Consider the following 23,853-nt stretch of genomic DNA (forward strand, 5'->3'; position numbering starts at 1 on the left):
GATCCTCACTTCGGGCAGCAAATAAATCTCATCGGGCGCTTAAGGTGATGGTGTCGCCCTTGCGTGTCGCGGTGACCGCAAGCGAGCGCTCGATCGACGCGCCGAATCCTTCCGGATCGGTCGCGCGGAAATAGCCGCCGAAGCGCATCGTGCCGACCGCCGGATCGGCAATCTCGATCTGCACCGCATTGTAGCGATTGAACTCGCGCGCGGCCTGCGCAAGCGTTTCGCCGGCAAAGGCGATCCGGCCGTCCCGCCAGGCGAGCGAGCGTTTGATCTCATCCGGGTCGCGCGGCGCGCGCGCGGCGTCACCCACCGCGTTCAGCGCATAGCGTTCGCCCGCGGTCACGCGTGCGATCTGTTCGCCATTGCGCTCGATCGCGACCGTGCCTTCGGACACCAGCACTTCCAGCCCGCGATCGACGCGCACCGTGAAGACGGTGCCGATCGCGCGGACGTCGCCGAGCGCGGTCTTCACCACGAACGGACGTTCGGGATCCTTCGCCACCTCGAACAGCGCTTCGCCCTTGCCGAGCCGTATCTCGCGGACCTTCGGCGCCATCGCGACCGCGACCGCGCTCGCGGTGTTGAGCTCCACCGTCGATCCGTCGGTGAGCGCGGCGCGATATTGTTCGCCGATGCGCGTTGCCATCTGCCGCGTCTCGCCGACCGGCGCGTCGGGCGCCGCAACCTGCCAGACACCGAAAGCGGCGGCGACGGCGGCGGCCGCAGCGGCGGGCACCCACCAGCGGGAATGGCGCGGTGCATCGATCGCGATGCCCTTCAGCGCGACGGCGCGATCGAGCCGGGCATTGACCGCTTCCAGCCGCACATAGGCGCCCAGGTGGCGCGGATCGGCGGCGCACCAGGCGTCGAATGCCGCGGCGTCCTCGGCGCTCAGCGGGCCGGCATCGTGCCGCGCCAGCCAGCGTGCGGCCGCAGCCTCGCGGCGGTCGGCATCAGTCATGGCTGGTCCTCCTCGACCAGAAAGCACGGGTCAGCACGCCCGGCACGCCCGATTCGATCGGGGGGCGGGTCAGCACTGCTGCACATAACCGGATGCCGCGCGCCACATGTTTTTCGACCGCGCTCTGGCTGACGCCGAGCCGGTCCGCGACCTCCTTCTGGCTCAGCCCGTCGATCTTGCGCAGCACGAACGCCTTGCGGCACGCCGGCGGTAGATGCTCGATCGCATCCTTCAGCCGCGTCAGCTCCTCATGAGCACTCAGTTCCTCCTCCGGATCGAGACCGGGGTCGACCGCGCCGAGCCGGTCGACATCGGCCACCGTCCTGATCGAAACGACCTGGCGACGCCGAATGATCGATCCGGCCGTATTGCGCGCGGTCTGGAAAAAGAACGGCCCCGGATTGCGGATGGTCTCGATCGCGCAGGCGGCCAGCCGCGCGTAACTCTCCTGGATCAGATCCTCGACCTCGTCGGCATTCCATCCGGCACGCGAAAGCCACGCACGAACCTTGGGTTCATACGGCAGGATATGTTCGGCAAACCATTCCGCCCGGGTCGTAACGAAGCTCCCTGTTCATGGGCTATCGACGCTAGACGATCGGAATGCGGAAATCCTCACCTTCACTGCCACACGAAATATTCGCTGGACGTGGAGGGGCTCCTGATCAGGCGGCGATAGCCGTTCCGGGTGCGGTCTCGGCGCAGTGCTGGACGAGGAACGCGTTCACGATCGCCTCGACCATGACGCGCGCGCCATCGTCACGTTCGCCGTCATGGCCGAACAGCCGCGATGCCGCGGCCGCCTGAAGCGTCCAGAGCAGTTGAAAGGCGGCCACCTGGGGCTCTCCGTCGAAACCGCGGGCGCGACGCACCTCGCCGAGCCATGCGGCGATCGCGGCGACCATCGGCGCCTGGATGCGCGCGTCATAGGATTGGACGATCCAGGGATGCGCCTCGCCCTCGCGCGCGACCGACAGATAGAGGTCGGCATGGCGGCGATCGCCGAACAGGCGCAGCGCCTGGAACGCGAAACGGGTGAGCGAGGCGGCTGTTGGCGCCTTGTCCGTGACCGTCACGGGCACGAGCGGCGCGATCTCGGCGAACAGCGCCTTGCGCGAGACCGCGAAGATCTCGCCGGTATTGCCGAAATAATTGTAGATCGTCCGGCGGGTCAGTCCGGTTTCGCGCGCGATATCGTCCATGCCGATCGCGTCGAGGCTGCGTCTGCGCAGCAGCCGACCCGCGGCATCGACGATCCGCGCGCGATTCTGTCGACGGCCGCCGCGCGGGCATGGCGCAGCGCGCATCTCGGGCTGGCTGGTGATGTGCAGGAACATGGTGGAAACCCCTCATAACGCTGCGCGCCGGATCGCGCGTTTCCGCAGGCAGCAGCAGGGGGTGCGCGATCGTCGGCATGGCGCGCGCGTCGAATGCGGGGGGCAATCGACCAACGACAGGATCGCGACGACGAAGGGCAATCGACAGTTTCGGGCGTTCGTGGAAAAGGCTGTGACGAACAGCGAAGGACATGCGCTGCCGTGGCATTGAGCATTCCGGAATCCGAACAGGACGAGCATCGCGCCGTCCTGTGGTCGATCGCGGCCTTCTGGACCGTCCATGCCATGGTGCTGACGGCCATTACCATGCTCGTCTCCCAGGATCCGGCGGGCATCACCGTGCGCCGTGTCTGGCTGATGCTGGTCGCGGCCATCCTGTGCTACGCGATCCACCGCGCATTGCGGCCGTTGCGCCGCCGGCCCTTCTGGCAGATCGCGGTGCTGGCAAGCCTGTTCGCGCTTGTCGGCGCAGCCATCTACGGCGCGATCACCACGGCGATCCTCTATTATGGGATCGGCTATCCGCAGATGCCCCAATTCGGGCCGCTCAGGCCCTATACGCTCGGCATGTTCGTCGAGGATGCCTTTCTCTGGCTCTATTCCTTCTTCTCCTGGACTGCGCTCTATCTCGCCTTGATCTATCATTTCGACGCGCGCGAGCGCGAGCGGCGGCTGGCCCGGGTGGAGGCATTCGCACACAAGGCGCAGGTCCGCGCGCTGCGCTATCAGATCAATCCCCATTTCCTGTTCAACACGCTCAACTCCATCTCTTCGATGATGTGGGAAAAGGAACTCGATCGCGCGGAAGGGATGCTGGTCAGCCTGTCGTCCTTTCTGCGCACGACGCTGGAGATCGATCCGTCCGAGGATGTGACGCTGGCGCAGGAGATCGCGCTCCAGCAGCTCTATCTCGAGATCGAGCAGATCCGCTTCCCCGAACGGCTCAAGGTGGAGATCGAGATTCCGCCCGAGCTGGAGGGCGCGCGCGTGCCCAGCCTGATCCTCCAGCCGCTGGTCGAGAATGCGATCAAATATGCGGTCGCCCCGTCCAAGGGCACGACACGGCTGCGCATCGTCGCGCGCCAGTTGGAGAACAGCCTGATGCTGCATGTCGAGGATGACGGCGACGGCCCCGATGTCGCGGGCGGCACCGGTGTCGGCCTGCACAATGTCCGCCAGCGGCTCGCCACCCGTTTCGGCGAGCGCTGGTCGCTGAATGCGGGCCCCGGCCGCACCGAGGGGTTTCGTGTCGTCCTCGGCATGCCGCTGCAATATACGTCATGATCCTGCGCACGCTCATCGTCGACGACGAGCCGCTGGCCCGCCGCCGCATCGCGACGATGCTCCGCCAGATCGTCGGCGTCGAGATCGTCGGTGAGGCTGAGGATGGTGACAGGGCGCTCGATCTGGTGCGTTCGCTTTCGCCCGATGTGGTGCTGCTCGACGTCAAGATGCCGGGCACCAACGGCTTCGATCTGCTGCCGTTGCTCGACGGACCCGTGGTGCCCGTCGTGATCTTTGTCACCGCGTTCAACCATTATGCCGCGCGCGCCTTTGAGGTGTCGGCAGTCGATTATCTGCTCAAGCCCGTGGCGTTCGACCGGATGCGCGACGCCATGGATCGCGCGCGCGCCGCGCTGCTGTCGCGCGATGCGGAGGGGCGTATCGCGGAGATGGCGGCAGTAATCGCGGCATTGCGCGACAATCCGCCCGAGCGGCCGGCGAAGAGCGCGTTCGAAAGCGAATTCTGGGTGCAGCGGCGCGGCGCGTTCGTCCGCGTGCCCGTCGCGCAGCTCGACTGGGTGGGCGCCGAACGCGATTATGTCCGGCTCCATGTCGGCGACGATGTCCTGCTGATGCGCGAGACGATGGGCGGGATCGAGGCACGGCTGGATCCCGCGCTGTTCATCCGCGTGCATCGTTCCGCGGTCGTCCGGCGTACCCTGATCTCGGCGATCCGCCAGGCGGGCTATGGCGCGATCAAGCTCGCACTGGTCAACGGCGTCGAAGTGCCGGTCGGGCGAACCTATGCATCGCGCGTGCGCCAGTTGCTCGTCGGCGGCGGCGTGGACGCCTGAAGCGCCCTTGCGGATCCACGCCGTCAAGGTCAGCGCCCTCCGATGTCATCCCCGCGAAAGCGGGGATCCAGCTTCTTCTTCTTTCTGATGCTTCACGGAAAAGCGGGATCCCCGCTTTCGCGGGGATGACAGGGCTGAGGGTAGAGCGTTCGAATCTCCAGCGAACAACATAACTGCCGAATTCTACACGGTTTCGTGCAGCCAAACGCGTTCAAACCGCGCCATACCTCCCCTAATATCCCTTCGAGTTTCCAGCACAGTTCCGTCGATTCCAGGCGCCGTGACGGCGCCCGATCGCGGCTGCGCGACTTTGAAAGGACAGTCACCATGATCTCATCCGCTACGCGGCATCGCATCGCCAATTTGCTCGCCTCCGCCATGGTCGCCGGGCTTTCGCTGGCGATGGCGGCGCCACCCGCCTTCGCCCAGTCCAAGGCGCGCAAGGAGCAGGTGAAGAAGATGGCGGAGATTCCGGTCTGTACGAAGCGGCTGGGCACGATCGCCATCGTCGAGCCCGAAACGCCGCAATGGGGCGCTTATGGTCTCGGTAGTCCGGAAGCGATCATCAAGGTCTTCGCCGCCAAGTCCGGCTGCTTCGGCATCGTCGATCGCAATCGCGGTCTCTCGATCGCGACGGCGGAACGCGCGCTGGCGCGTGACGGCGAACTGCAGCGCGGCTCGAATCTCGGCAAGGGTCAGATCAAGGTGGCCGATTATTTCATCGTCCCCGACATCGTGATGCAGAACGGCAATTCGGGCGGCGGCGGTATTGGTGGTGGGCTGGGCGGTCTTGGCGGCCTGCTCGGCGGCAAGGCCGGGATGATCGGCGGGTTGCTCGGATCGGTGAAGATCAAGAAGAAGGAAGCCAATGTCACGCTGGCATTGGTCAATGCGCGGACCACCGAGCAGGAGCGCGTCGCCGAGGGGTTCGCCAAAAAGACCGATATCGGCTTTGGTGGCGGTACCGGCTATTTCGACGGATGGGGCGGCGGCATCGGCGGCAGCAGCTATGCCAATACCGAAATCGGGCAGGTCGTGACGATGGCCTATCTCGACGCATTCACCAATCTGGTCCGCCAGCTCGGCGGCCTGCCGTCCGACCCGTCGGGTGCGGCGCCCAAGGCGGGCGGCTGACCCGCGTCGGCATCCCGGAGGATGGGGCAGGGGGCCTCTCCTCCGGGGTGTTCCTTCTAGGTGACTATACCCCTGGGCCAAGATTTCTGTCCGTCACCCTGAACTTGTTTCAGGGGCCATGTCCAAACCCGCGCGAAGGCGCAGGCTGCAACATGGATGCTGAAACGAGTTCAGCATGACGATGGGTGTCCCTGGCGCAGCGGGATAGCCACCTTCTTTCTTCTGGGGGGAAGAACGTGGCGCACATTCTTGCGACATGGGAATTGGGGTGCGGATACGGCCATGTTGCAAGCATCGCGCCGCTTGCGGCGGCGCTGGCCGCGTCCGGTCACAGGACGATCTTCGCGGCACGCGACCCCGTCACCGCGCACGACATGGCGGGCAGCGCGTTTGCCGGCATCGTCCAGGCGCCGATCTACACCCGCCGCCTCCGCCGGCGTGACACGCTTACCTTCGGACAGGTGATCGCCGAAGGGGGCTTTGTCGACACCGTCAGCGTCGCGGCGCTGGTCCGCGCCTGGCTGGCGCTCTTCGACATGATCGGGCCGGACGCGCTGCTGATCGAACATGCGCCGGTCTCGTTGCTTGCCGCGCATATCGCTGGGCTCCCTGCGGTGCGCGTCGGCCCGACCTTCACCGCACCGCCCGCGCGCGATCCGATGCCGACATTGATGCCCTGGGCGACACACCGCCCGGCGGAACTGGCGGAGGCCGGCCGGGTCGCCGACGGCCTCGTCCACGCGATCTGCCGCATGTTCGGCGCGCCGCCGCTGACCGGGCTGGCCGAATTGCTGGCGGGCGCGCCCGATTTCGCGCTGACCTGGCCCGAGGTCGATCATCACGGCCCGCAGCCCGATATCGGCTATTACGGGCCGCTCGCCGGCCTCGCCGCAACGGCGCGACCGCGCTGGCCGGCGGGAACGGGGCCACGAACTTTCGTCTATCTCGGTTTCGACGGGCCGGCCGGCCGCGCCATGGCGCAGGCGCTCGGCACGCTCGGCTGGCCGGCGATCTGGCATGCCGCCGCCGCGCCGGGTTTCACGCTTGCGCCCAATGTCCTCCATTCGCGCGACCCGGTCGACATGACGGCTCTGGCGTCGAGCGCCGATCTCTTCATCGGTCGCGGTGGGCATGGCGCGGGCTGCGCGATGCTGCGTGCTGGTCTGCCGCAATTGCTGTTGCCCGACACGCTCGAATCGCTGCTGGTCACCTATCGCCTTCGCCGGGCCGGGGTCGCGCTGTCGGTATCGGGGTCCGCCGGCGACGACGCGCTGTTCGCTGCGCTTCACCGTGTGACGACCGACGATCATATTCGCGCGGCCGCGCATCGTCACCGCGCCGCCTATGAATCCTATGACGCGGAATTGGCGACCGGAATCCTGGCCGGCGACATCGCCCGCGCGCTCGATATTGCGCGGCCATGTGCAAATCCCGCATCGGTTCATGACCGTAAATTGCACAGAGATGTGAAACTAAACCATTAGAAAATAAAGAGAAATAAATTCATTCAGTCTCCGAATCCGTGAGCGCGATCGATGCGCCCCGGCCAATCGCATTTCGGAGATTGAAGATGTCGAGTGTTGTGTCGCGTCCCGCCCCCTTCCGTACCGCTCCATCCCGCGCCGCCATCGGGCGATCCGGCCTGCTGATCGGTGCGGCCACGCTCGCCATCGCGCTGTCGAGTGCGCCCGCGCGCGCGGAATGCGCACCGACCACCGATGGCGGTTTCCTGTGCACGGGCACGACCCAGGGCCATGTGTCGGCCAGCGAGGGGGCGGTCACCACCGTCGCGGCGGGCGCGACCGTCAATGCGAATGCCACGACCGGTGTCGCCGTCCGCTATGACGAGGCGGGCGATCTGACCGTCAACGGCAATGTGCTCTCGGCACTTGGCACTGCGGTCGAGGCTGCGGGCGTTGGTACGCATCGCATCATCATCGGCGGCGCGGGCCGGATCGAGGGTACCACCGCGATTTCTTCGCCGGCAGACGACGGTTTCCGTGAGGTCGAGATCGACAATGCCGGCGCGATTGTCGGCAATGTGAAGCTACAGGGCGAGTCCGGGGACAGTTTCTACCAGCGGATCGGCGCCACCGTGACCGGGGATATCGCGCTGGGCGGCGGCGATGATGCCTTTTACCGCGAGGGGCGGGGCAATTTGATCGCCGCGGCCGTGAACGGCACGGTCGATGGCGGCGAAGGCACCGATATCTTCGGCGTCCGGATGACCGGTTCGGGCACCGTGAGCTTCGGCCCCCTGCCGGCCGGCTTCGAACGCTATGGCGTCGATCTGTGCGGCTGCGACGTGACCGCGACGATCGCTGCGGGCACGCTCAATGCCGGGCTGACCGCGTCGGGTGAAGGCCGGCTGATCAATCTGGCCGATATCACGGTGACCGGCGATACCCCCGCGATCGATATCGTGTCCGATTTCGAGGACGATCTCGACGGCGATTTCGGCCTGAGCGTCGTCAACCGCGGCACCGTGACCGCGACCGGCACCGATGATGGCCAGAATATGATCCAGGGCGACGTGTTCGCGCGCTTCGTCAATGAAGGCACGATCAATCTGTCTGGCAATTATCGCCACGGTATCTCGATGGAGGGCGGCTTCGGCAGCTTCGATCCGAGCGGTGAGGCGACCTTCGTCAATCGCGGCACGATCACCAGCAATTCGTCGAGCGCCGACAACACCGCCGTCGCGATCGGCGGTACCGGCCTCAACACCGGTACGATCTCGGCAACCGGTGCGGGCAATAACGGCGTGCGTGTCGACGGCTTCGGCAGCGGCTTCGTCAACGATACCACCGGCAGGATCATTGCCGACGGCATGGCGGTGACGCTCGCCGATGGCGCTGACTTCGACAATCGCGGGCTGGTCGAATCGAAATCCGGCCCGGCCGTGTCGATCGAGGGGTCGGTCTTCGGCGATCGCAGCACGATCGAGAATGAAGCGGGTGTGACGATCCGGGGTGGTGACGGCACCGCGATCGTCCGCGGCGGCGATGTCGGCAATGTCGGTGCGGCGATCGCGAACAAGGGCACGATCCAGGGCGATATCGCGCTGGCCGGCAACGGATCCGATGTCCTCTGGCTTGCAGAAGGCAGCAATGTTCAGGGCAGCGCGAATCTCGGCGCCGGCAACGATATCGTCGTCGCCGATATCGGCCGGGTGAACCGGACGGGCAATTTCGACACGAGCGGGCTGATCAGCGGCACGCTCGATTCAGGCGCGGGCAACGATACCTTGTGGCTGCGGGCGGGCGAAAGCCGCAGCGCGAACGTGATCGCGCCGACGGTCGCGGGCTATGAGGGCGGTACTGTCTACGAAGCCGCGGGCGCCGGCACCGTGCTCCGGCTCGAGGGGCCGCTCGACAGCGAAGGCAATCCGGACACCAACGACAGGCATCTCCGCATCGCGGGCGACGGCACCGTCATCATCGACATGAACATCTCGACCGGGGGCACCGAAACGCCGGCGATCACGGTGGAGGAGGATTCGACCGCGCGCTGGTTCGACGGAGAGGCGCAGGGCACCAATCTGGTGATCGCCGGCACCGTCAGCGGCGGTTTCGCCGGAACCCAGGTCGACGCCACCCATGCAAGGCGGGTCGAACTGGTCGCGCAGCAGGGGGAGATCGGCGTCGCTGGTGGCACCGCGCTGCGCACCGGCGAAGGCACGCAGGTGCTGGTCGACAGCGGTGTGCGCATCCGTATCTCGAACACGACCAAGGATTACAACGCTGTCGGCATCCATGCGGTGGGCAGCGACATCGTCAATCGCGGCAGCATCTACGAGGATCTCTCATCCAGCCCGACCGCGGTCAACATGTCCAGGGGCGTGATCATGGAGGGCGGCAGCTTCCGCAACGAGCGACCGGTCAATGGCGGACGCGGCCAGGTCGAAACCCATGACACCGCGATCTCGGTGATCGGCGGCGGACTGATCGTCAATGACGGCGACATCGTCAGCCAGCATGGCGACGCGATCCAGGCGACCGATGGCGGCCTGACGCGCATCGTCAACGGCACGCGGGGCACGATCCGCGGCCATGTGAACGGCATGCTGACGGGGACGGCGGGGGCCGCGATCACCGGCGACGCCGGCGATCAGATCGTCGAGAATGCGGGCACGATCGAGGGTCATGTGCTGCTGGGCGCCGGCAATGACGCCTATGTGGCGACGGGCGGAAAGCTGACCGGCAATCTCGATCTCGGCGCGGGCAACGATACCGTGCTCACACGCAACGGCGCGCCGGTCGACGTCACTGGCACCGTTTCGGGCGGCGCGGGGGCGGATGCCTATGGCAAGTCCTTCTCGACCAGCGGCACTTTCGATCTGGCGACCAACACCGTCCCCGCCGATTTCGAGCTGCACGGCGTCGAGGCATCGGGCGCGGCGACCGAAGTGACCATCTCGTCGGTCGCCGCGCAGACCCGCGGATTGCGGATGTTCGGCGACGGCAAGGTGATCAACACCGCGAATTTCGACGTCACCGGCCAGGCGGGCCAGCACAGCGCGATCGAGGCGGCATCGCTCGACGGGGCGAGCGTGCTCGCCTTCGAGAACAGGGGAGTGATCACCACCGACATTGTCGGCGTTTCGGGCGACGCGCTGCGCAGCTTCGCCAATTCGGGCACGATCAATGCAGCGGGTGGCGCGCTCGATATCGACTTCGTCGGTGCGGGCCAGGCATTCGGCTTCGCCAATAGCGGCACCATGGCGTCGTCGAAGGACGATGTCTCGACCGTGCGGATCCGCGCCGACAGCTTCGCCGAAGACGGCAAGAGCGCCGGTTTCGCCAATCAGGGCACGATCACCAGCAGCGGCGCCGACGGCATCGGCGTCGATATGCGCGTCGGTTACGGCATCGGCGAATTCGCCAATGGCGGCGCGATCTCGGCGTCCGGCCGTCGCGGCAGCGGCGCCTATCTCGCGTCCGAGCAACTGCTGACGGCATCGAACGCCGGCACCATCACCGCCAGCGGCGCGGCCGGCACCGCGCTGGCGCTGACTTCGACGGGCAGCGGACTGCCGGGCACGGCCGAGGATTGCAAGGACGGCACGACGCCGGTGCTTGCCGCCAGCTTCACCAACACCGGCACGCTCCGCGCCAATGGCGGCGGGGTTGACGACGAGGGCCGGCGCCTGTTCGCATCGGCCGCCGCGATCTCGGTCGGCGGCGACCGCGGCATCGTCCGGCTCACCAATGCGGCGGGCGGGCTGATCGAGGCGACCGGCGCCAGTTCGTCGGCGGTGATCGCGACGGGCGAGGGGAGCGGCTATGGCGGTGTCGACGTCGATGCCACGCTGCGCCTGTTCGAGCTCGACAATGCCGGCACGATCCGTGGCGGCGCGGACACGACGGTCGCGGCGGGCCAGGGGGTCGCTGCGGGCGGCGACACCGATCTGCGCCGGATCGGCGAGACCGACAGCGCGCGTGTGATCGCGGGCGGCATCCAGACGGTCAATACCACCGACCGGATCCGCAACCTCGTCGGCGGCCAGATCATCGGCAATGTCGATCTGGGCACGGGCGACGATCTCTTCGAGAATCTGGGCCGGCTGGAGGGCGATCTGCGCCTGGGCGACGGCAATGACAGCTTCATCTACGCGGCGGCCTCCACCTTCACCGGCACCGCCTATGGCGGGGCGGGCACCGACACGCTGCTCGTCGATCTCGCCGGCAACGGATCGGTCAATTTCGACCAGTTCCGCGGTTTCGAGACGCTCAGCCAGCGCGGCGCGGGCACGGTCACGATCCGCGGCACCACCGACATGGCGACGCTCACCATTGCGGGATCGAACATCAATGTCGCGGCGGGCACGCGCTTCGATACCCAGGGTGATACCGCGCTGGCCGGATCGGATGCGGCGGAGACGCTGACGGTCAACGGTACGGTCGGCGGATCGGTCGACATGGGCGGCGGCGCCGATGTCGTGACGCTCGCCAATGGCGGGCTGGTCGAAGGCGACGTCCGGATGGGCGCGGGCGACGACCGCGTCGTGCTGGCGGGCGGCACCGTCACCGGCAGCATCGACGGCGGCGAGGGATCGGACACGATCGGGTTCCAGATCACGGGGAATACGAGCGCGCTGCCCAACGTCCTCAATTTCGAATCGCTCGACGTCGCCGGAAACGGCCTGTTGTCGCTGGCGATGAACCAGGATTTCGACACGGTGACTCTGCGCGATGGCGCCGATCTCACGCTCGATCCCGGTGAGGGCAATCACAGCATTGGCAACATCGTCGGTGACGACAGTGCGCAGACGGTGATCATCAACACCGCGCTGACCGGCGGGGTATCGCTGGGCGGCGGAGACGACACGCTGGCGATGAATCTCTCCGGTACCCTGTCGGGCGCGCTCGACGGCGGCGCCGGTACCGACGCGCTCAATCTCAACCTGACCGGGGCGTCTTCGATCAGCGGCGGCGTCGCGGGCTTCGAGACGATCAACGTCGCCGGCGCCTCGCCGCTGACCCTCGGCGCCACCATCGCCGCGGGCCAGTCGCTCAATTTCGACGGGTCGGACAACAGCCTGATCGTCGATGCCGGCGGCTCGATCCTCGGCACCGTCAATGGCGGGGCGGGGCGCGACCGGCTGACCTTCAATACCGTGTCGGGCCAGACGAGCATGCTGGCCGCCGGCCAGGTGCAGAGCTTCGAGGATCTCGTCGCCAACGGCGCGGGCACGCTCAGCGTCACCGGCAATGCGGGTTATCAGACCATCGCGGTCAACGGCGGCAACCTGACCATCGCCAATGGCGCGGTGATCGCGGGCTCCACCCAATTCGATGGCGCGAACAATGTATTGACGCTCGGCGCCGGTGCCTCGCTTGCCGGGCCAGCCGATGGTGGCGAGGGCACCGACCGGCTGGTGCTCAACCAGGGCGCGAACGAGGTCCGTCAGCTTGGCTCGCTCAACTATGCGAGCTTCGAGCAGCTCGAATCGGGTGGGCCGGGCGAGCTCCAGATCGACACCAATGCCGGCTTCGAAACCGTCGACCTGCTCGGCGGCAGGATGACCGTGGTGGCGGGCGCGACGCTGACCGTGCCGACCTTGGCCGGCGGGGCGGGCGCCAATACGCTCGACGTTCGCGGCACATTGGCGGGCAATGTCGATCTGGGTGACGGCGACGACCGGCTGGTGATCGCCGGGCTCAATTCGGTGACGGGCACGCGTTCGGGCGGGGCCGGCACCGACACGCTCGATTTCCGGACCGCAGGCACCTACGCCGCGCCGGTCGCGTGGGACGGTACGGGCTATGACAGCTTCGAGGCGCTGAACGTCTCGGGCGGTGTGCTCTCGCTCACCGGCAATGCCAATTACCAGACCGTCTCGGTCACGGGCGGCCGGCTCATCGGCCAGGCCGGCACCACCATCACCTCGGCCAATGCGATCGTCGTCAATCAGGGGGCGACCTTCGGTTCGGCGGGCATCGTCAACGGCAATATCGACGTGCGCGGCACGCTGTCGCCCGGCGCCTCGCCGGGGACGATGACGGTCAACGGCAATGTCGCCTTCGCCGCGGGATCGAACCTGCTGCTTGAAGTGGCGCCGACCGGCAGCGACCTGCTCAACATCTCGGGCACGCTCACCGTCGCCAATGGTGCCGCGATCGACATCACCGGCATGCTGACCGCAACCCCGGGCGGCGCGCTCGATCTCGTCGTCGCGCAGGGGGGGATCACCGGCGGTTTCACCACGATCAACAAGTCCGCCACCGTGTTCGGCTTCGTCGCCACGCGCGGCAACCGGATCCAGATCGTCGGGGAGTTCGCCAACGATCCCGCCTTTGGCAGCAATGCGCGCGCTTCGATCGCTTATGCCAATGCCGTGCTGGGTGCGGGCCAGAAGGTTCAGGCCTTTACCGGTGCGCTGCCCGCCCTGGTCGATGCGACCGGCCGTTCCAGCGCCGCGGCCTTCGCGCGGCTCACCCCCGAAGCCTATGGTTCGGCGGCGCAGGCCAGCATCGACAATGGCCTGACCATCACCGACACGCTTCGCAACATGCGCTTCACCGCGCCTCGCACGATCGGCCTTTACGGCTTCTCGCAGGGATTGGCGCAGTGGAACAAGCTGAAGGGGGATGCCGGCACCGGCGCATCCGCGTCGAGCGCCAACAGCAGCGGTCTGATCGGGGGTATCGGCTATGCGATGGAGAATGCGCGCTTCGGCGGCTTTATCGGTACGCTGAAGACCGATCAGACGCTGGCGGCGCTCGGGGCCTCGACCAAGACCGAGGGCGTGGTCGGCGGCGTCTTCGCCGATGCGACGATCGGCGGCCTCGGGCTCCATGCGCTGATCGCTTATGACGGTTCGGAAGGGCTGACCCGGCGCACCGTCCCCGGGGGCGCCACCGCCAATGGCCGTTACGATCTGGGCGGCTGGGTCGCCGATTTCTCGGTCGACTATGCGCAGGATCTCGGCGGCTTCCGCATCGCCCCGCGTGCCGGCGTGACCTATGTCGCGGCCAAGCGCCAAGCGCTGACCGAAAGCGGCGGCCCCTTTGCGCTCGCGGTCGATGGCGGACGGACCAATGCCTGGTTCGGCGATGCGGCGCTGGCGGTCAGCATGGATGCGGGGGCAGGCATCACGCCCTATCTCGAAGCCGGCGTCCGCCACATGCTGAGCGGTAACGGCACCGCGGTCAGTGGGCGCTTCGCCGACACACCGACGATCGGCCCGGTCACCGTCACAGGCGTGGCACGCGACCGCACGGTCGCCCGCCTGTCGGCCGGCATCGGTGCCGATCTCGCCAAGGGTGTCCGCCTGAACATCGGCTACGGCGCCGAACTCGGCGACACCACGCGCCACACTCTGAACGGCGGCATCACGATCGCCTTCTGATCCCGTCGGGCCCCGGGGGGCGGCCCGACGACGACCCACGAAACGACAGGGAGAACCCAGATGACGCCAGGATTCCGCGCAAGGCTGATGACCACGAGTTTGATGGTCGGCCTATCGGTGCTCGCCGCACCGGCCTTTGCCCAGACCGCCGAACCGGCACAGGGCGATGCCGCTGCGGTCGAGGAGAGCGGTGCCTCGACCGCCGGTGGAGAGGAGATCGTCGTCACCGGCTCGCTGTTCCGGCGGACCGACACCGAGACGCCGTCGCCGGTGACCGTGCTCACCGCCGAAGCGCTCGAACGCCGCGGCTTGACCAATGTCGCGGATGCGGTGCGCTCGCTGTCGGCCGACAATAGCGGCTCGATCCCGACCGCGTTCAGCGGCGGCTTCGGCCAGGGTGCGGCGTCGGTCTCGCTGCGCGGCCTCACCGTCAATTCCACGCTGACGGTGATCGACGGGCTGCGTACCGCCAATTATCCGCTGGCCGATGACGGGCAGCGCGCCTTTGTCGATCTCAACACCATCCCGCAAAGCCTGATCGACCGGATCGAGGTGCTCAAGGACGGCGCGTCCTCTACCTATGGCGCCGATGCGATCGGGGGCGTCATCAACATCATCACCAAGCAGCAGTTCAAGGGCTTCGAAGGGACGGTGGAGACCGGCATCTCGCAGCGGGGCGACGGCGCGTCCTATCGCGGCACCCTGCTTGCCGGCTTTGGCGATTATCAAAGCCAGGGCTGGAACGTCTATCTCAACGCCGAATATCAGCGCGACGGCGCGATCGACGTCGGTGCGCGCGGCTTTCCGTTCAACACCGCCGATCTCTCGTCGATCGGCGGCGCCAACAACGATGCCAATATGATCGTCTCCGCGGTGCCGGGCACGGTTGCGGTCGTCCGTCCGGCCACCCAGACCGATCCGACCAATCCGTTCACCGGGGTCAATGTCGCCGGCGGGCTCTTCCGGCTGCTCAATCCCGCGCAATGCCGCGCGGTCGGCACGATCTATGTCGATCCCGACGGTCTCGGCACCGCATGCCAGGAAAACCTCAATGCGCGCTTCGGCATGATCCAGCCGCGCCAGACGCGCTACGGCTTCACCGGCCGGGCGTCGTTCCGGCTCGGCGACGATGCCGAGGCCTATGTCACCGGCACCTATTATGAGAGCAAGGTGTTCAGCGGCTTCACGCCGTCGTCGATCCGCGTGCGCAACCCGATCAACACGCTCAATGTCGTGCTGCCGGCACTGCTGTCGAACGGACAGCTCAATCCCAACAATCCCTATGCGGCGGAGGGTCTCGCCGCGCGCATCTATTACACGTTCGGCGATATCGAGCGGTCCAACGAGTCGATCAGCAAGGTCTATCGCGCGTCGGCGGGGGTGAAGGGCAGCTTCGGCGAAGGCTGGAACTACAGCGTCGATCTCAGCGGCACGCGCAACACGCTCGATCTCTACGTCAACGGCGCGCTCAACATCACGGGGCTGGTCAATGCGATCAACACCGGCAGCTATAATTTCGTCGATCCTTCGCTCAACAGCCAGGCGGTGCGCGACGCGGTGGCGCCGCAAGTGCTGACCAAGGCCAGGTCCGAGCTCTATCTCGCACAGGCCGTCGTCACCAAGGATCTGGCCGCGCTGCCCGGCGGACCGCTCCAGCTCGGCTTCGGCGCGTCGATCCGCCGCGAAACGCTGAACCAGCCCAACCAGAACGCCAATCAGGCGACATTGGGGCTGAACGCCTATACCGCGGCGGGCAAACGCACCGTTTCGGCGGGCTTTTTCGAGCTTGCAGCGCCGGTGATGGATACGCTGGAGATCGCGGCGTCGGGCCGCTTCGATCATTATTCGACCGGCTTCAACGCTTTCTCGCCCAAGGTCGGGTTCAAATTCACCCCGATCCGCGAGGTCGCGCTGCGCGGCACTTTCTCCAAGGGATTCCGGGCGCCATCCTTTGCCGAGAGCGGTGAGGGCGCGGTGATCGGCTATATCACCGGTCGCCCGCCCCAGGCGGTGATCGATGCGCACAACAACAACAGCTATGTTCAGACCTATTCGATCGGGCTCAATTCGGCATCCAATCCCGATCTCAAGCCCGAGAAATCGCGCAGCTTCACCACCGGTTTCGTCGTCCAGCCCACGCCGTGGCTCAGCTTCACCGCCGACTACTACAATATCAGGAAGACCAATGTGATCTCCGCCGGGCCGCGCTCCAACGAGGCGCTCGCCGCCTATTATGCGGGCCAGCCGCTGCCCGACGGCTATACGGTGACGCTCGACATTCCCGATCCGCAATTCCCCAATGCGATGCGCAAGATACTGTTCGTCAATTCGCCCTATGCCAATGCGTCGGCACTCAAGACCTCGGGGCTCGATTTCTCGGCAACCGCGAAGTTCGACCTGTCGGACGAGGTCAAGTTCACCAGCCAGCTCGAAGTGACCAACATCTTCAAATACACGTTCAAGGCGAGCCCGGAGTCGGAAACCCAGAATTATGTCGGCACCCAGGGCCCGTATCAGCTCTCCTCGGGCGCGGGCACGCCCAAATGGCGCGGCAACTGGTCCAACACGCTCGAATATGGTGCGGCCGCGCTGACCGCGACCGCTTATTATACCGATGGTTACAAGGCGATCGCCGAGGATGTCAGCGGCGCGGGCAACAATGGCTGCGAATATGCCAGCGACCTCTATTCGGAGGATTTCTGCCATGTGAAGTCGTTCATCAGCGTCGACCTCGTCGCCAGCTACAAGGTCAGCGAGAATTTCACTTTCTACGCCAATGTCATCAACCTGTTCGACCGGAAGCCGCCGCTCAATCCGGCCAATTATGCGGCGCTCAACTACAATCCGACCTTTGCGCAATCGGGCATTGTCGGCCGCTTCTTCCGGGCCGGCGCACGCGTGCGTTTCTGAGGGGGATTCAAGGGGCGGGACGGGCTATGATGCGCCTTTCCCGTCATCTTGGAGGCTATTGCCAGCATGATCCTGATCGTCGGAACGGTGCGCCTGCCTCCTGACGGGCTCGCGGCAGCCAGGCCCGCCATGGAGCGCATGATCACTGCCAGTCGCGCCGAGCCCGGTTGCCTTTCCTATGCCTATGCGCAGGATGTGCTCGATCCCGGGTTGATCCATGTCAGCGAGGCCTGGGAAAGCCGGGCCGCGCTCGACGCGCATGCGGCATCCGACCATATCAGGGCCTGGCGTGAAACCTGGGCCTCGCTCGGCATCCATGACCGCCGATTGGCGCTGCACGAGGCGGGGCCGGCCCAGGGCTGCTGACCGGCGACGGTCGTCAGATCATCTGCTCGAGCCGCTCGAAACTGGCTTCCATGCCGTGCTCCATGCCGCTCGCCAGCATCGCGCTGCGCGTGGCGGCGTCGGGCAGCGTCATCCGCATCGTCATCAGCGTGCCCGTGCCATCGGGCGCGAATGTCGTTTCGACATGATTGTCGGGGGTCGGGTCGGGCAGGTGCATGCGCTCGACATGGACGATCCGGCTGAACGGGATCAGTTCGACATAATGGCCGGTCAGATGGAAGCCGTTGCCGGCGCCGTCCGACCATTCATAGCGGATCTCGCCGCCCGGACGCGCATCGTTGACGCAGACCGGCATCGTCCAGCCATCGGGGCCGAGCATCCAGCGCTGGATCAGCGCCGGCTCGACATGCGCACGATAGACGGCTTCGGGCGCCGCCGCGAAGCGCCGGGCGACGACGACATGCGTGTCGCCTTCGGAAACCAGGGTCAGTTGGGTCATGATCATCCATCCTCTCTTTGTGTGGCGGGCATGTCGGCCAAGAGCGCGTCCAGCCGGTCGTAATTCGCTTCCAGTCCCTTGCGCAGCAGGCCGAGCCACTGGTCGATCTCGGTGATCGCGCTCGGGGTCAGCCGGCACGGACGCGTCGATCCCTCGATCCGCCGGGTGATGAGCCCGGCGGATTCGAGCACTTTCAAATGGCGCGAAAAGGCGGGCTGGGAGATTGCGAACGGGCGCGCCAGCTCCATCGGCGTCGCCTCTCCCAAGGCAAGACGGGCCAGCACGGCGCGGCGCGTCGGATCGGACAGCGCGGCGAAGGTCGCATCGAGGGAATTCATATCGTCTTCCTGTTATATAACAGGATTGCTATATAACGGGCGGCGCAATGTCAATGCCGGCCAGAGGCTGGCAATTTACGTGTCGGAATGGCGTTGGGGGGTGTGGCGCCATGTGGTGGCGCGCTGCGGCGTCGATTCGGATCGAGGGCGCGTCGGGATTTGTCGTGAGGATATGGGCCCGCCCCGGCGCCGGTGCCGCGATCGAACGCGGCCGGCGGCCGGGGCGGGGATAAGGGATCAGCCGTTCAGCTTGTCCTTCACCGCCTTGGCGGGGGTGAAGCCGAGCTTCTTCGAAGCGGCGATCTGGATGGTGGCGCCGGTCGAGGGATTGCGGCCTTCGCGCGCTGCGCTGGCCTTCACCTTGAACTTGCCGAAGCCGTTGAGCGAGATCTCGTCGCCCTGGGCGGCGGCATCGGCGATCGCGTTGAAGACCGAGTCCACAACCTTGCGCGCATCGGCCTTGGTCAGACCGTGATCGGCAGCGACGCGCTCGGCGAGATCATTATTGTTCATATCGGATTCCTTCCTGTCTCGTTGACGCCCGTTGCCGGGCGTGTGTCCATCCGTCGATCGAACCATCGATAGATGGAGGCCGCGCGTACGCGGTTTGGGGCGTTTCGAAAAGAGGGAGTCGTCGCAGGAATGGGCTTGAATCGTTGAAATTGCTCCAGATCGGGGGCTTTGGAGGGCAAGTTGCGGCCATCGCGACCGCTTCACCATATCCGCCGACCGGAAACCGGCGCATATGGCGCTGCCGGCAAAGGGTCAGTCGTCGTCCGCCTGATTGGCGATCAGCTTGCCGTTTCGCGCATCGATCACCAGTTCGCGGACGCGTCCGTCGGCGGTCAGCACATCGACGTCATAGGCCAGGCCCGACCGTTTGGAATCGAGACCGGCCTCGATCACATGGCCCGCCTGATAGCCGGCGGCCAGGGTCAGGATGCGGGTCATCGGCAATATTTCGCCGCGCAGCACGGCCTGCCGTTCGACGGCATCATCGTCCTCGTGACGATGGTCGGCATCGGACCTGTGGGGGCCGCCGATCGCGACTGCGGGGATCAGTACCGCCGATGCGGCACATGCCAAGGCGAGGGCGGACAGGGTGGGCATACGCATGGAAACACTCCTTCATCATGGACGATGGAGCGTCTCTAGCGGCGTGCCGCTGACGCCAGCCGGACAGGGGCCGTCAGGATTCTATCAGCTTCAGGGTGCCGTCGACAGATAGAGCGGGGTCAGCGTCACATTGGGCACGACTCCGCCGAAGCGGGTTTCTGCCAGCGCGCAGATCGCGTCGAGCAGGTCGTCGCGCCGGTCGGCGGGCAGGCTGCGGACATAGGAATAGCTGGCGTAAAGCGCGCGGACCTGTGCGGTATCGAGCGTGCGTTCGCGGCGGAACAGGAATGGCGTGAAATCGGTAAAGCCCGCCGCGCCGATGTCGGCGCGATGCAGATCGACGTCGAGCGAATAGTGACCCGTGGCCCCCTCGGACGGCGGCAGCTCGATATCGGACAGGAGTGGCGTGACGGCGTCGGCAAAGGGATCGCCGGCACCGACCTGACGATAGACGTTCCACCACAAGGCCAGCGTTGCCCCCGGCAGCAGCAATTCGCGCAGCCGGGCAAAGGCCGGCACCGGCTCCAGCCAGTGGAATGCCGCGGCGGAGCAGGCGAGATCGAAACGTCCCGCGATCGGCGAGTCGACAAAGCCATGCTCGACGACGTGGAGGCGTTCGTCGTCGATGGTTTCGGCCAGGTGGGCGGCAAGCGCGGCATTGGCTTCGACCGCGACGAGCCGTTGCGGGTCGAGAGCGAGCAAGTCGCGCGTGGCAAGCCCGGTGCCCGGTCCGATCTCCAGAATCGAAAGCCCCGGCCGATCGCCGCAGCGCTCGGCGATGGCATCGTAGAGTTCGCGCGGATAACCGATACGTGCCACGTCATAGCCGCCGACATCGGCGCCGAAGACCGATCGTCCGACCGTCCGCGCCAGGCGTCCAAGCGTCGATTGTGCGGAATCTGCCATCACCTTCGAATCCTCCCTCTGCGACCGCGTGCGTCTTGCCACGACAAGCTGACACGATGCTTTCGCGACCGCGACCATTTGATGGACGGTCATGTCGGAGCCTTCCCAAGCGCCCGTCCCGCCATGTACGAGGGACGGTGATGAAAGCGCTTGTCGACCCCGCCAATGCCCTGACCCACGGTCTGGCCATGATCCGCGAGCAGTTCCAGGTGCCGGCCGCATTCCCCGCCAATGTGCTTGCGGCCGCCGATATCGCGGCGCGGCGGTCGCTGTCCGGACATGTCGACCGCACCGACCGGTCGTTCGTGACGCTCGATCCCGCATCGTCGACCGATCTCGATCAGGCGTTTGCGATCGAACGCAGCGGCGACGACCTGCTGCTGCAATATGCCATCGCCGACATCGCCTGGTTCGTCGATGACGGCGATGCGATCGATGTCGAGGCGTGGCGGCGCGGCACGACCCAATATCTGCCCGACGGCAAGGCCGGGCTCTATCCGCCGGTGCTGAGCGAAGGCGTGGCCAGCCTGTTGCCCGACGGTCCGCGGCCGGCCGTGATCTTCACGGTCCGCATCGCCGCCGATGGCGGCGTGCGTCTCGACGGTGCCGAACGGGCGATCATCCGCAGCCGGGCGAAGCTGGCTTATGACCGCGTGCGCGATTCGGACCTGCCCGCCGATTTCACTGAGCTGGCAAAGCGCATCCAGGCTGCCGAGGCGAAGCGGGGCGCCGCGCGCGTCGACCCGCCCGAACAGGAAGTCGCCGCTCTGGACGATGGCGGCTTTCAGCTCGTCTTCCGTCCGCGCCTCGAATCGGAGGCACGCAATGCCGCGCTTTCGCTCGCGGCCAATATGGCGATCGCCGACGCGCTTCAGGCGCATCGCACCGGCCTGTTCCGCGTGATGGCGGAGCCCGACGCGCATGCCGTCGCGCGGTTGCGCCTCACGGCCGTTGCATTGGGGCTTCACTGGCCCGCCGTCACCACGCTCGCCGCATTCGAGCGGACGCTCGATGCCGCAGACGCGCGGCAGGCGGCATTCATGCTCGCGATCCGGCGTGCCGGGGCGGGGGCATCCTATATGCCCTATCGCGAGGGCGTCGTTCCCTGGCATGCCGCGATGGCCGCGACCTATGCGCATGCGACCGCGCCGTTGCGCCGCCTTGCCGACCGTTATGTCGTCCGCGCGACGCTGGCGATCGCCAATGGCGAACCGGTGCCCGGGGTGGTGGTCAAGGCGTTCGAGGATCTGCCGGCCGTCATGGCAAAGGCCGATGCGCTGGGCGCGCAGATCGGACGTGCCGCGATCGACCTTGCCGAGGCCGTGATGCTCCGGGGCAGCGAGGGCCGGATCTTCCCGGCGGTGGTGACCGACACCTATGACAAGGGCGCACGCGTGCAATTGTGCGACCTGCCCGTCGTCTCGCGCGTGTCCGGACAGGGCATGGGGCCCGGCGATACGCTGCGTCTGAAGCTGATCTCGGCCGATCCGGAGCGACGCAGCGTCACATTCCAGATCGAGGACTGATCGCCGGCCCCCAAATAGGCGCCGGCGATTGCCCGTCCGGTTTCGCCCGGTCAGTCGGTCCGATCGTAGGAGAATTGGATGCCGGCGGTCCCACCCGTCTCGATGAACAGGTTCATGAAGGCGGGCACGGTTTCCGAACGGCTCCAGTCGCGCTGCAGCTCGCAGAATAGCTGGGGCACGCTGATCAGCTTGCCGCCCGCCTGCTCGATCCGGCGCAGCGCCGCGTCATGCGCCGCGAGCGACGTGCCGCCGACGGCATCGACGGGCACATAGACCTCATAGCCTTCGCCGAGCGCATCGAGCGCCGGAAAGGTCAGGCAGGCTTCGGTCCAGAGCGCGGTCATGATGAGTTTCCGGCGGCCGGTCGCTTCGACCGCCTTGCGGAATTCCACATCCTCCCAGCTGTTGATCGTGGTGCGGTCATAGGTCGGCTCGCCGTCCAGCACCCGGCGGATCTGCGGCACGGGCGGCTTGTTGAGGCCGGTCTCCACATTCACGGTCGAATGGACGATCGGCAGGCCATAGGCCTTTGCCGCCTTCGCGCAGCCGACGATGTTGTTGAGGAGGAGCTGGCGATCCATCGATGCGATCGAGTTCACCTGAACGGGCTGATAGTCGATGATGATGAAGGCCGCATTCTGGGGGGTGAGCAGGTGATCGGTGACGGGATCGCGGATCGGTTCGCTGGACATGGGGCATTCCTTCCGATGGTCGTTGGGCACTCGCCAGGGTTCCGCGCAGGCAGGGGCCCGGCGGTCGGGAACGGGGCGAGCGGTCGCCGTTCCGATATCGATGGAAAGAAAGGCCCCGCGCCACTTGAGTATCGTGCGGAAAAGCGGGAACCGGTTTTCCGCAAAAAAAAGATGCGACAACAAATGATTACAGCGTGCTGTGCGATTCACACTTCGCGCAGCGCGCTGTAACGGCGCGGGGCCTTTCAGGTCACGCCGCGATCGCGGCGAACCGGCCTTCATTATAATCGTCGATGGCCTGGCGGATCTCCGCCTCGCTGTTCATCACGAACGGGCCATGGCCGAAGATCGGCTCGTCGATGGGCTCGCCCGTCAGGACAAGGAGCATCGCGTCGCCATCGGCGTGGATCGCGACCTCGCTGCCGCTGCGATCGAGCAGCAGCATTTCGGCTTCGCCCGCCGCCTGGCCGCCATTGACCGTGACATGGCCGGTCAGCACGACCAGCATGGCGGTATGGCCTTCGGGCAGGTCGAGCGTGATGTCGGCATCGCGGTTCAGCCGCACGTCCCAGAGATTGATCGGCGTGAACGTCCGCGCCGGGCCATGGGTGCCGGCAAGGTCGCCGGCGATGATCCGCGCCGTGCCGGCGCCGTCGGGCAGGTCGACCACCGGGATGTCGGCACTCAGGATTCCCTGATAGCCGCCGGGCGCCATCTTGTCGCGGGCCAGCAGATTGACCCAGAGCTGCACCATCCGGAACGGTCCGCCGGTCCTGGCGAAGGCCGGCGAATGATATTCCTCATGGATGATCCCGCCTGCCGCCGTCATCCATTGCACATCGCCGGGGCCGATGACTCCGCCATTGCCGGCGGAATCGCGATGCTCGACCTCGCCGTCATAGACGATGGTCACGGTCTCGAAGCCGCGATGCGGATGCTGGCCGACGCCGCGCCGGTCGGTGGTCGGCGCGAAATAATGCGGTCCCGCATAATCGAGCAGCAGGAACGGACTGATATGCGCGCCCAGGCCGTTATAGGAAAAGAGCGAGCGCACCGGAAAACCGTCACCCACCCAATGGCCGCGATCATTGCCGTAGCGGCCGAGAATCGTCTTGGTCATGGTCTGTCTCCGAGGCGATCGACGCTGTTCG

Annotated in this window: 18 protein-coding genes; 8 read left to right on the forward strand and 10 right to left on the reverse strand. The window is 66.3% G+C overall.

The genetic code is table 11. The features are described 5' to 3' along the window. Positions 1-28: 28 nt before the first annotated feature. From AC3WN8_RS11130 to AC3WN8_RS11140, 3 genes are all read right to left on the reverse strand, one after another. The gene (locus AC3WN8_RS11130) at positions 29-967 is read right to left on the reverse strand and encodes a FecR family protein (RefSeq protein ID WP_492669478.1); all 939 of its coding nucleotides are present in this window, start codon (positions 965-967) and stop codon (positions 29-31) included. Continuing rightward, complete coding sequence (locus AC3WN8_RS11135; protein WP_492669520.1) at positions 960-1,496, reverse strand: RNA polymerase sigma factor; 537 nt, start codon at positions 1,494-1,496, stop codon at positions 960-962. The genes AC3WN8_RS11130 and AC3WN8_RS11135 overlap by 8 nt, the downstream gene beginning before the upstream one ends. Before the next feature lie 136 nt (positions 1,497-1,632). Further along, complete coding sequence (locus tag AC3WN8_RS11140) at positions 1,633-2,304, reverse strand: TetR/AcrR family transcriptional regulator (RefSeq protein WP_492669479.1); 672 nt, start codon at positions 2,302-2,304, stop codon at positions 1,633-1,635. Positions 2,305-2,505: 201 nt separating this feature from the next. On the opposite strand from AC3WN8_RS11140, the gene AC3WN8_RS11145 reads away from it, so the two are divergent. The 7 genes from AC3WN8_RS11145 (at position 2,506) to AC3WN8_RS11175 (ending at position 17,646) form a co-directional block, all read left to right on the forward strand. Beyond that, on the forward strand, positions 2,506-3,588 hold the full coding sequence (locus tag AC3WN8_RS11145; RefSeq protein ID WP_492669480.1) for a sensor histidine kinase: 1,083 nt from the start codon (positions 2,506-2,508) through the stop codon (positions 3,586-3,588). After that, on the forward strand, positions 3,585-4,382 hold the full coding sequence (locus tag AC3WN8_RS11150) for a LytR/AlgR family response regulator transcription factor (protein ID WP_492669481.1): 798 nt from the start codon (positions 3,585-3,587) through the stop codon (positions 4,380-4,382). Before AC3WN8_RS11145 ends, AC3WN8_RS11150 begins: the two co-directional genes overlap by 4 nt. Before the next feature lie 327 nt (positions 4,383-4,709). Beyond that, a complete protein-coding gene (locus AC3WN8_RS11155; RefSeq protein WP_492669482.1) occupies positions 4,710-5,516 on the forward strand; it encodes a CsgG/HfaB family protein in 807 nt (268 codons plus the stop codon). A 236-nt stretch (positions 5,517-5,752) separates the two neighbouring features. Further along, on the forward strand, positions 5,753-7,000 hold the full coding sequence (locus tag AC3WN8_RS11160) for a glycosyltransferase (RefSeq protein ID WP_492669483.1): 1,248 nt from the start codon (positions 5,753-5,755) through the stop codon (positions 6,998-7,000). A gap of 86 nt (positions 7,001-7,086) precedes the next feature. Continuing rightward, positions 7,087-14,370 carry a hypothetical protein gene (locus tag AC3WN8_RS11165; protein ID WP_492669484.1) on the forward strand — a complete coding sequence of 2,428 codons (7,284 nt, stop codon included), beginning with the start codon at positions 7,087-7,089 and terminating at the stop codon, positions 14,368-14,370. Positions 14,371-14,430: 60 nt separating this feature from the next. Further along, a complete protein-coding gene (locus AC3WN8_RS11170; protein ID WP_492669485.1) occupies positions 14,431-17,280 on the forward strand; it encodes a TonB-dependent receptor plug domain-containing protein in 2,850 nt (949 codons plus the stop codon). Positions 17,281-17,346: 66 nt separating this feature from the next. Next, positions 17,347-17,646, forward strand: a complete 300-nt coding sequence (locus AC3WN8_RS11175) for a putative quinol monooxygenase (protein WP_492669486.1) — start codon at positions 17,347-17,349, stop codon at positions 17,644-17,646. A 13-nt stretch (positions 17,647-17,659) separates the two neighbouring features. Here AC3WN8_RS11175 and AC3WN8_RS11180 read toward each other — a convergent pair whose 3' ends face one another. The 5 genes from AC3WN8_RS11180 to AC3WN8_RS11200 form a co-directional block, all read right to left on the reverse strand. Then, entirely contained in the window at positions 17,660-18,124 is a 465-nt protein-coding gene (locus AC3WN8_RS11180) for an SRPBCC domain-containing protein (RefSeq protein ID WP_492669487.1), read from the reverse strand. A 2-nt stretch (positions 18,125-18,126) separates the two neighbouring features. After that, on the reverse strand, positions 18,127-18,462 hold the full coding sequence (locus AC3WN8_RS11185) for an ArsR/SmtB family transcription factor (RefSeq protein WP_492669488.1): 336 nt from the start codon (positions 18,460-18,462) through the stop codon (positions 18,127-18,129). 237 nt (positions 18,463-18,699) lie between these two features. Then, positions 18,700-18,975, reverse strand: a complete 276-nt coding sequence (locus tag AC3WN8_RS11190; RefSeq protein ID WP_492669489.1) for an HU family DNA-binding protein — start codon at positions 18,973-18,975, stop codon at positions 18,700-18,702. A 252-nt stretch (positions 18,976-19,227) separates the two neighbouring features. After that, positions 19,228-19,578, reverse strand: a complete 351-nt coding sequence (locus tag AC3WN8_RS11195; protein ID WP_492669490.1) for a PepSY domain-containing protein — start codon at positions 19,576-19,578, stop codon at positions 19,228-19,230. A 90-nt stretch (positions 19,579-19,668) separates the two neighbouring features. Beyond that, complete coding sequence (locus AC3WN8_RS11200) at positions 19,669-20,484, reverse strand: class I SAM-dependent methyltransferase (protein ID WP_492669491.1); 816 nt, start codon at positions 20,482-20,484, stop codon at positions 19,669-19,671. Positions 20,485-20,624: 140 nt separating this feature from the next. Between AC3WN8_RS11200 and AC3WN8_RS11205 the strand changes: the two genes are divergently transcribed. Next, complete coding sequence (locus AC3WN8_RS11205) at positions 20,625-22,010, forward strand: RNB domain-containing ribonuclease (RefSeq protein WP_492669492.1); 1,386 nt, start codon at positions 20,625-20,627, stop codon at positions 22,008-22,010. Positions 22,011-22,060: 50 nt separating this feature from the next. On the opposite strand, the gene AC3WN8_RS11210 is transcribed toward AC3WN8_RS11205, so the two are convergent. Together AC3WN8_RS11210 and AC3WN8_RS11215 are read right to left on the reverse strand one after the other, a co-directional pair. Then, positions 22,061-22,702: a hydrolase gene (locus tag AC3WN8_RS11210; RefSeq protein WP_492669493.1), complete on the reverse strand. Its 642-nt coding sequence runs from the start codon at positions 22,700-22,702 to the stop codon at positions 22,061-22,063. A 250-nt stretch (positions 22,703-22,952) separates the two neighbouring features. Beyond that, entirely contained in the window at positions 22,953-23,822 is an 870-nt protein-coding gene (locus AC3WN8_RS11215; protein ID WP_492669494.1) for a pirin family protein, read from the reverse strand. Positions 23,823-23,853 lie beyond the last annotated feature (31 nt).

Source organism: Sphingobium sp. FW305-3-2-15-F-TSA7, assembly GCF_058787155.1.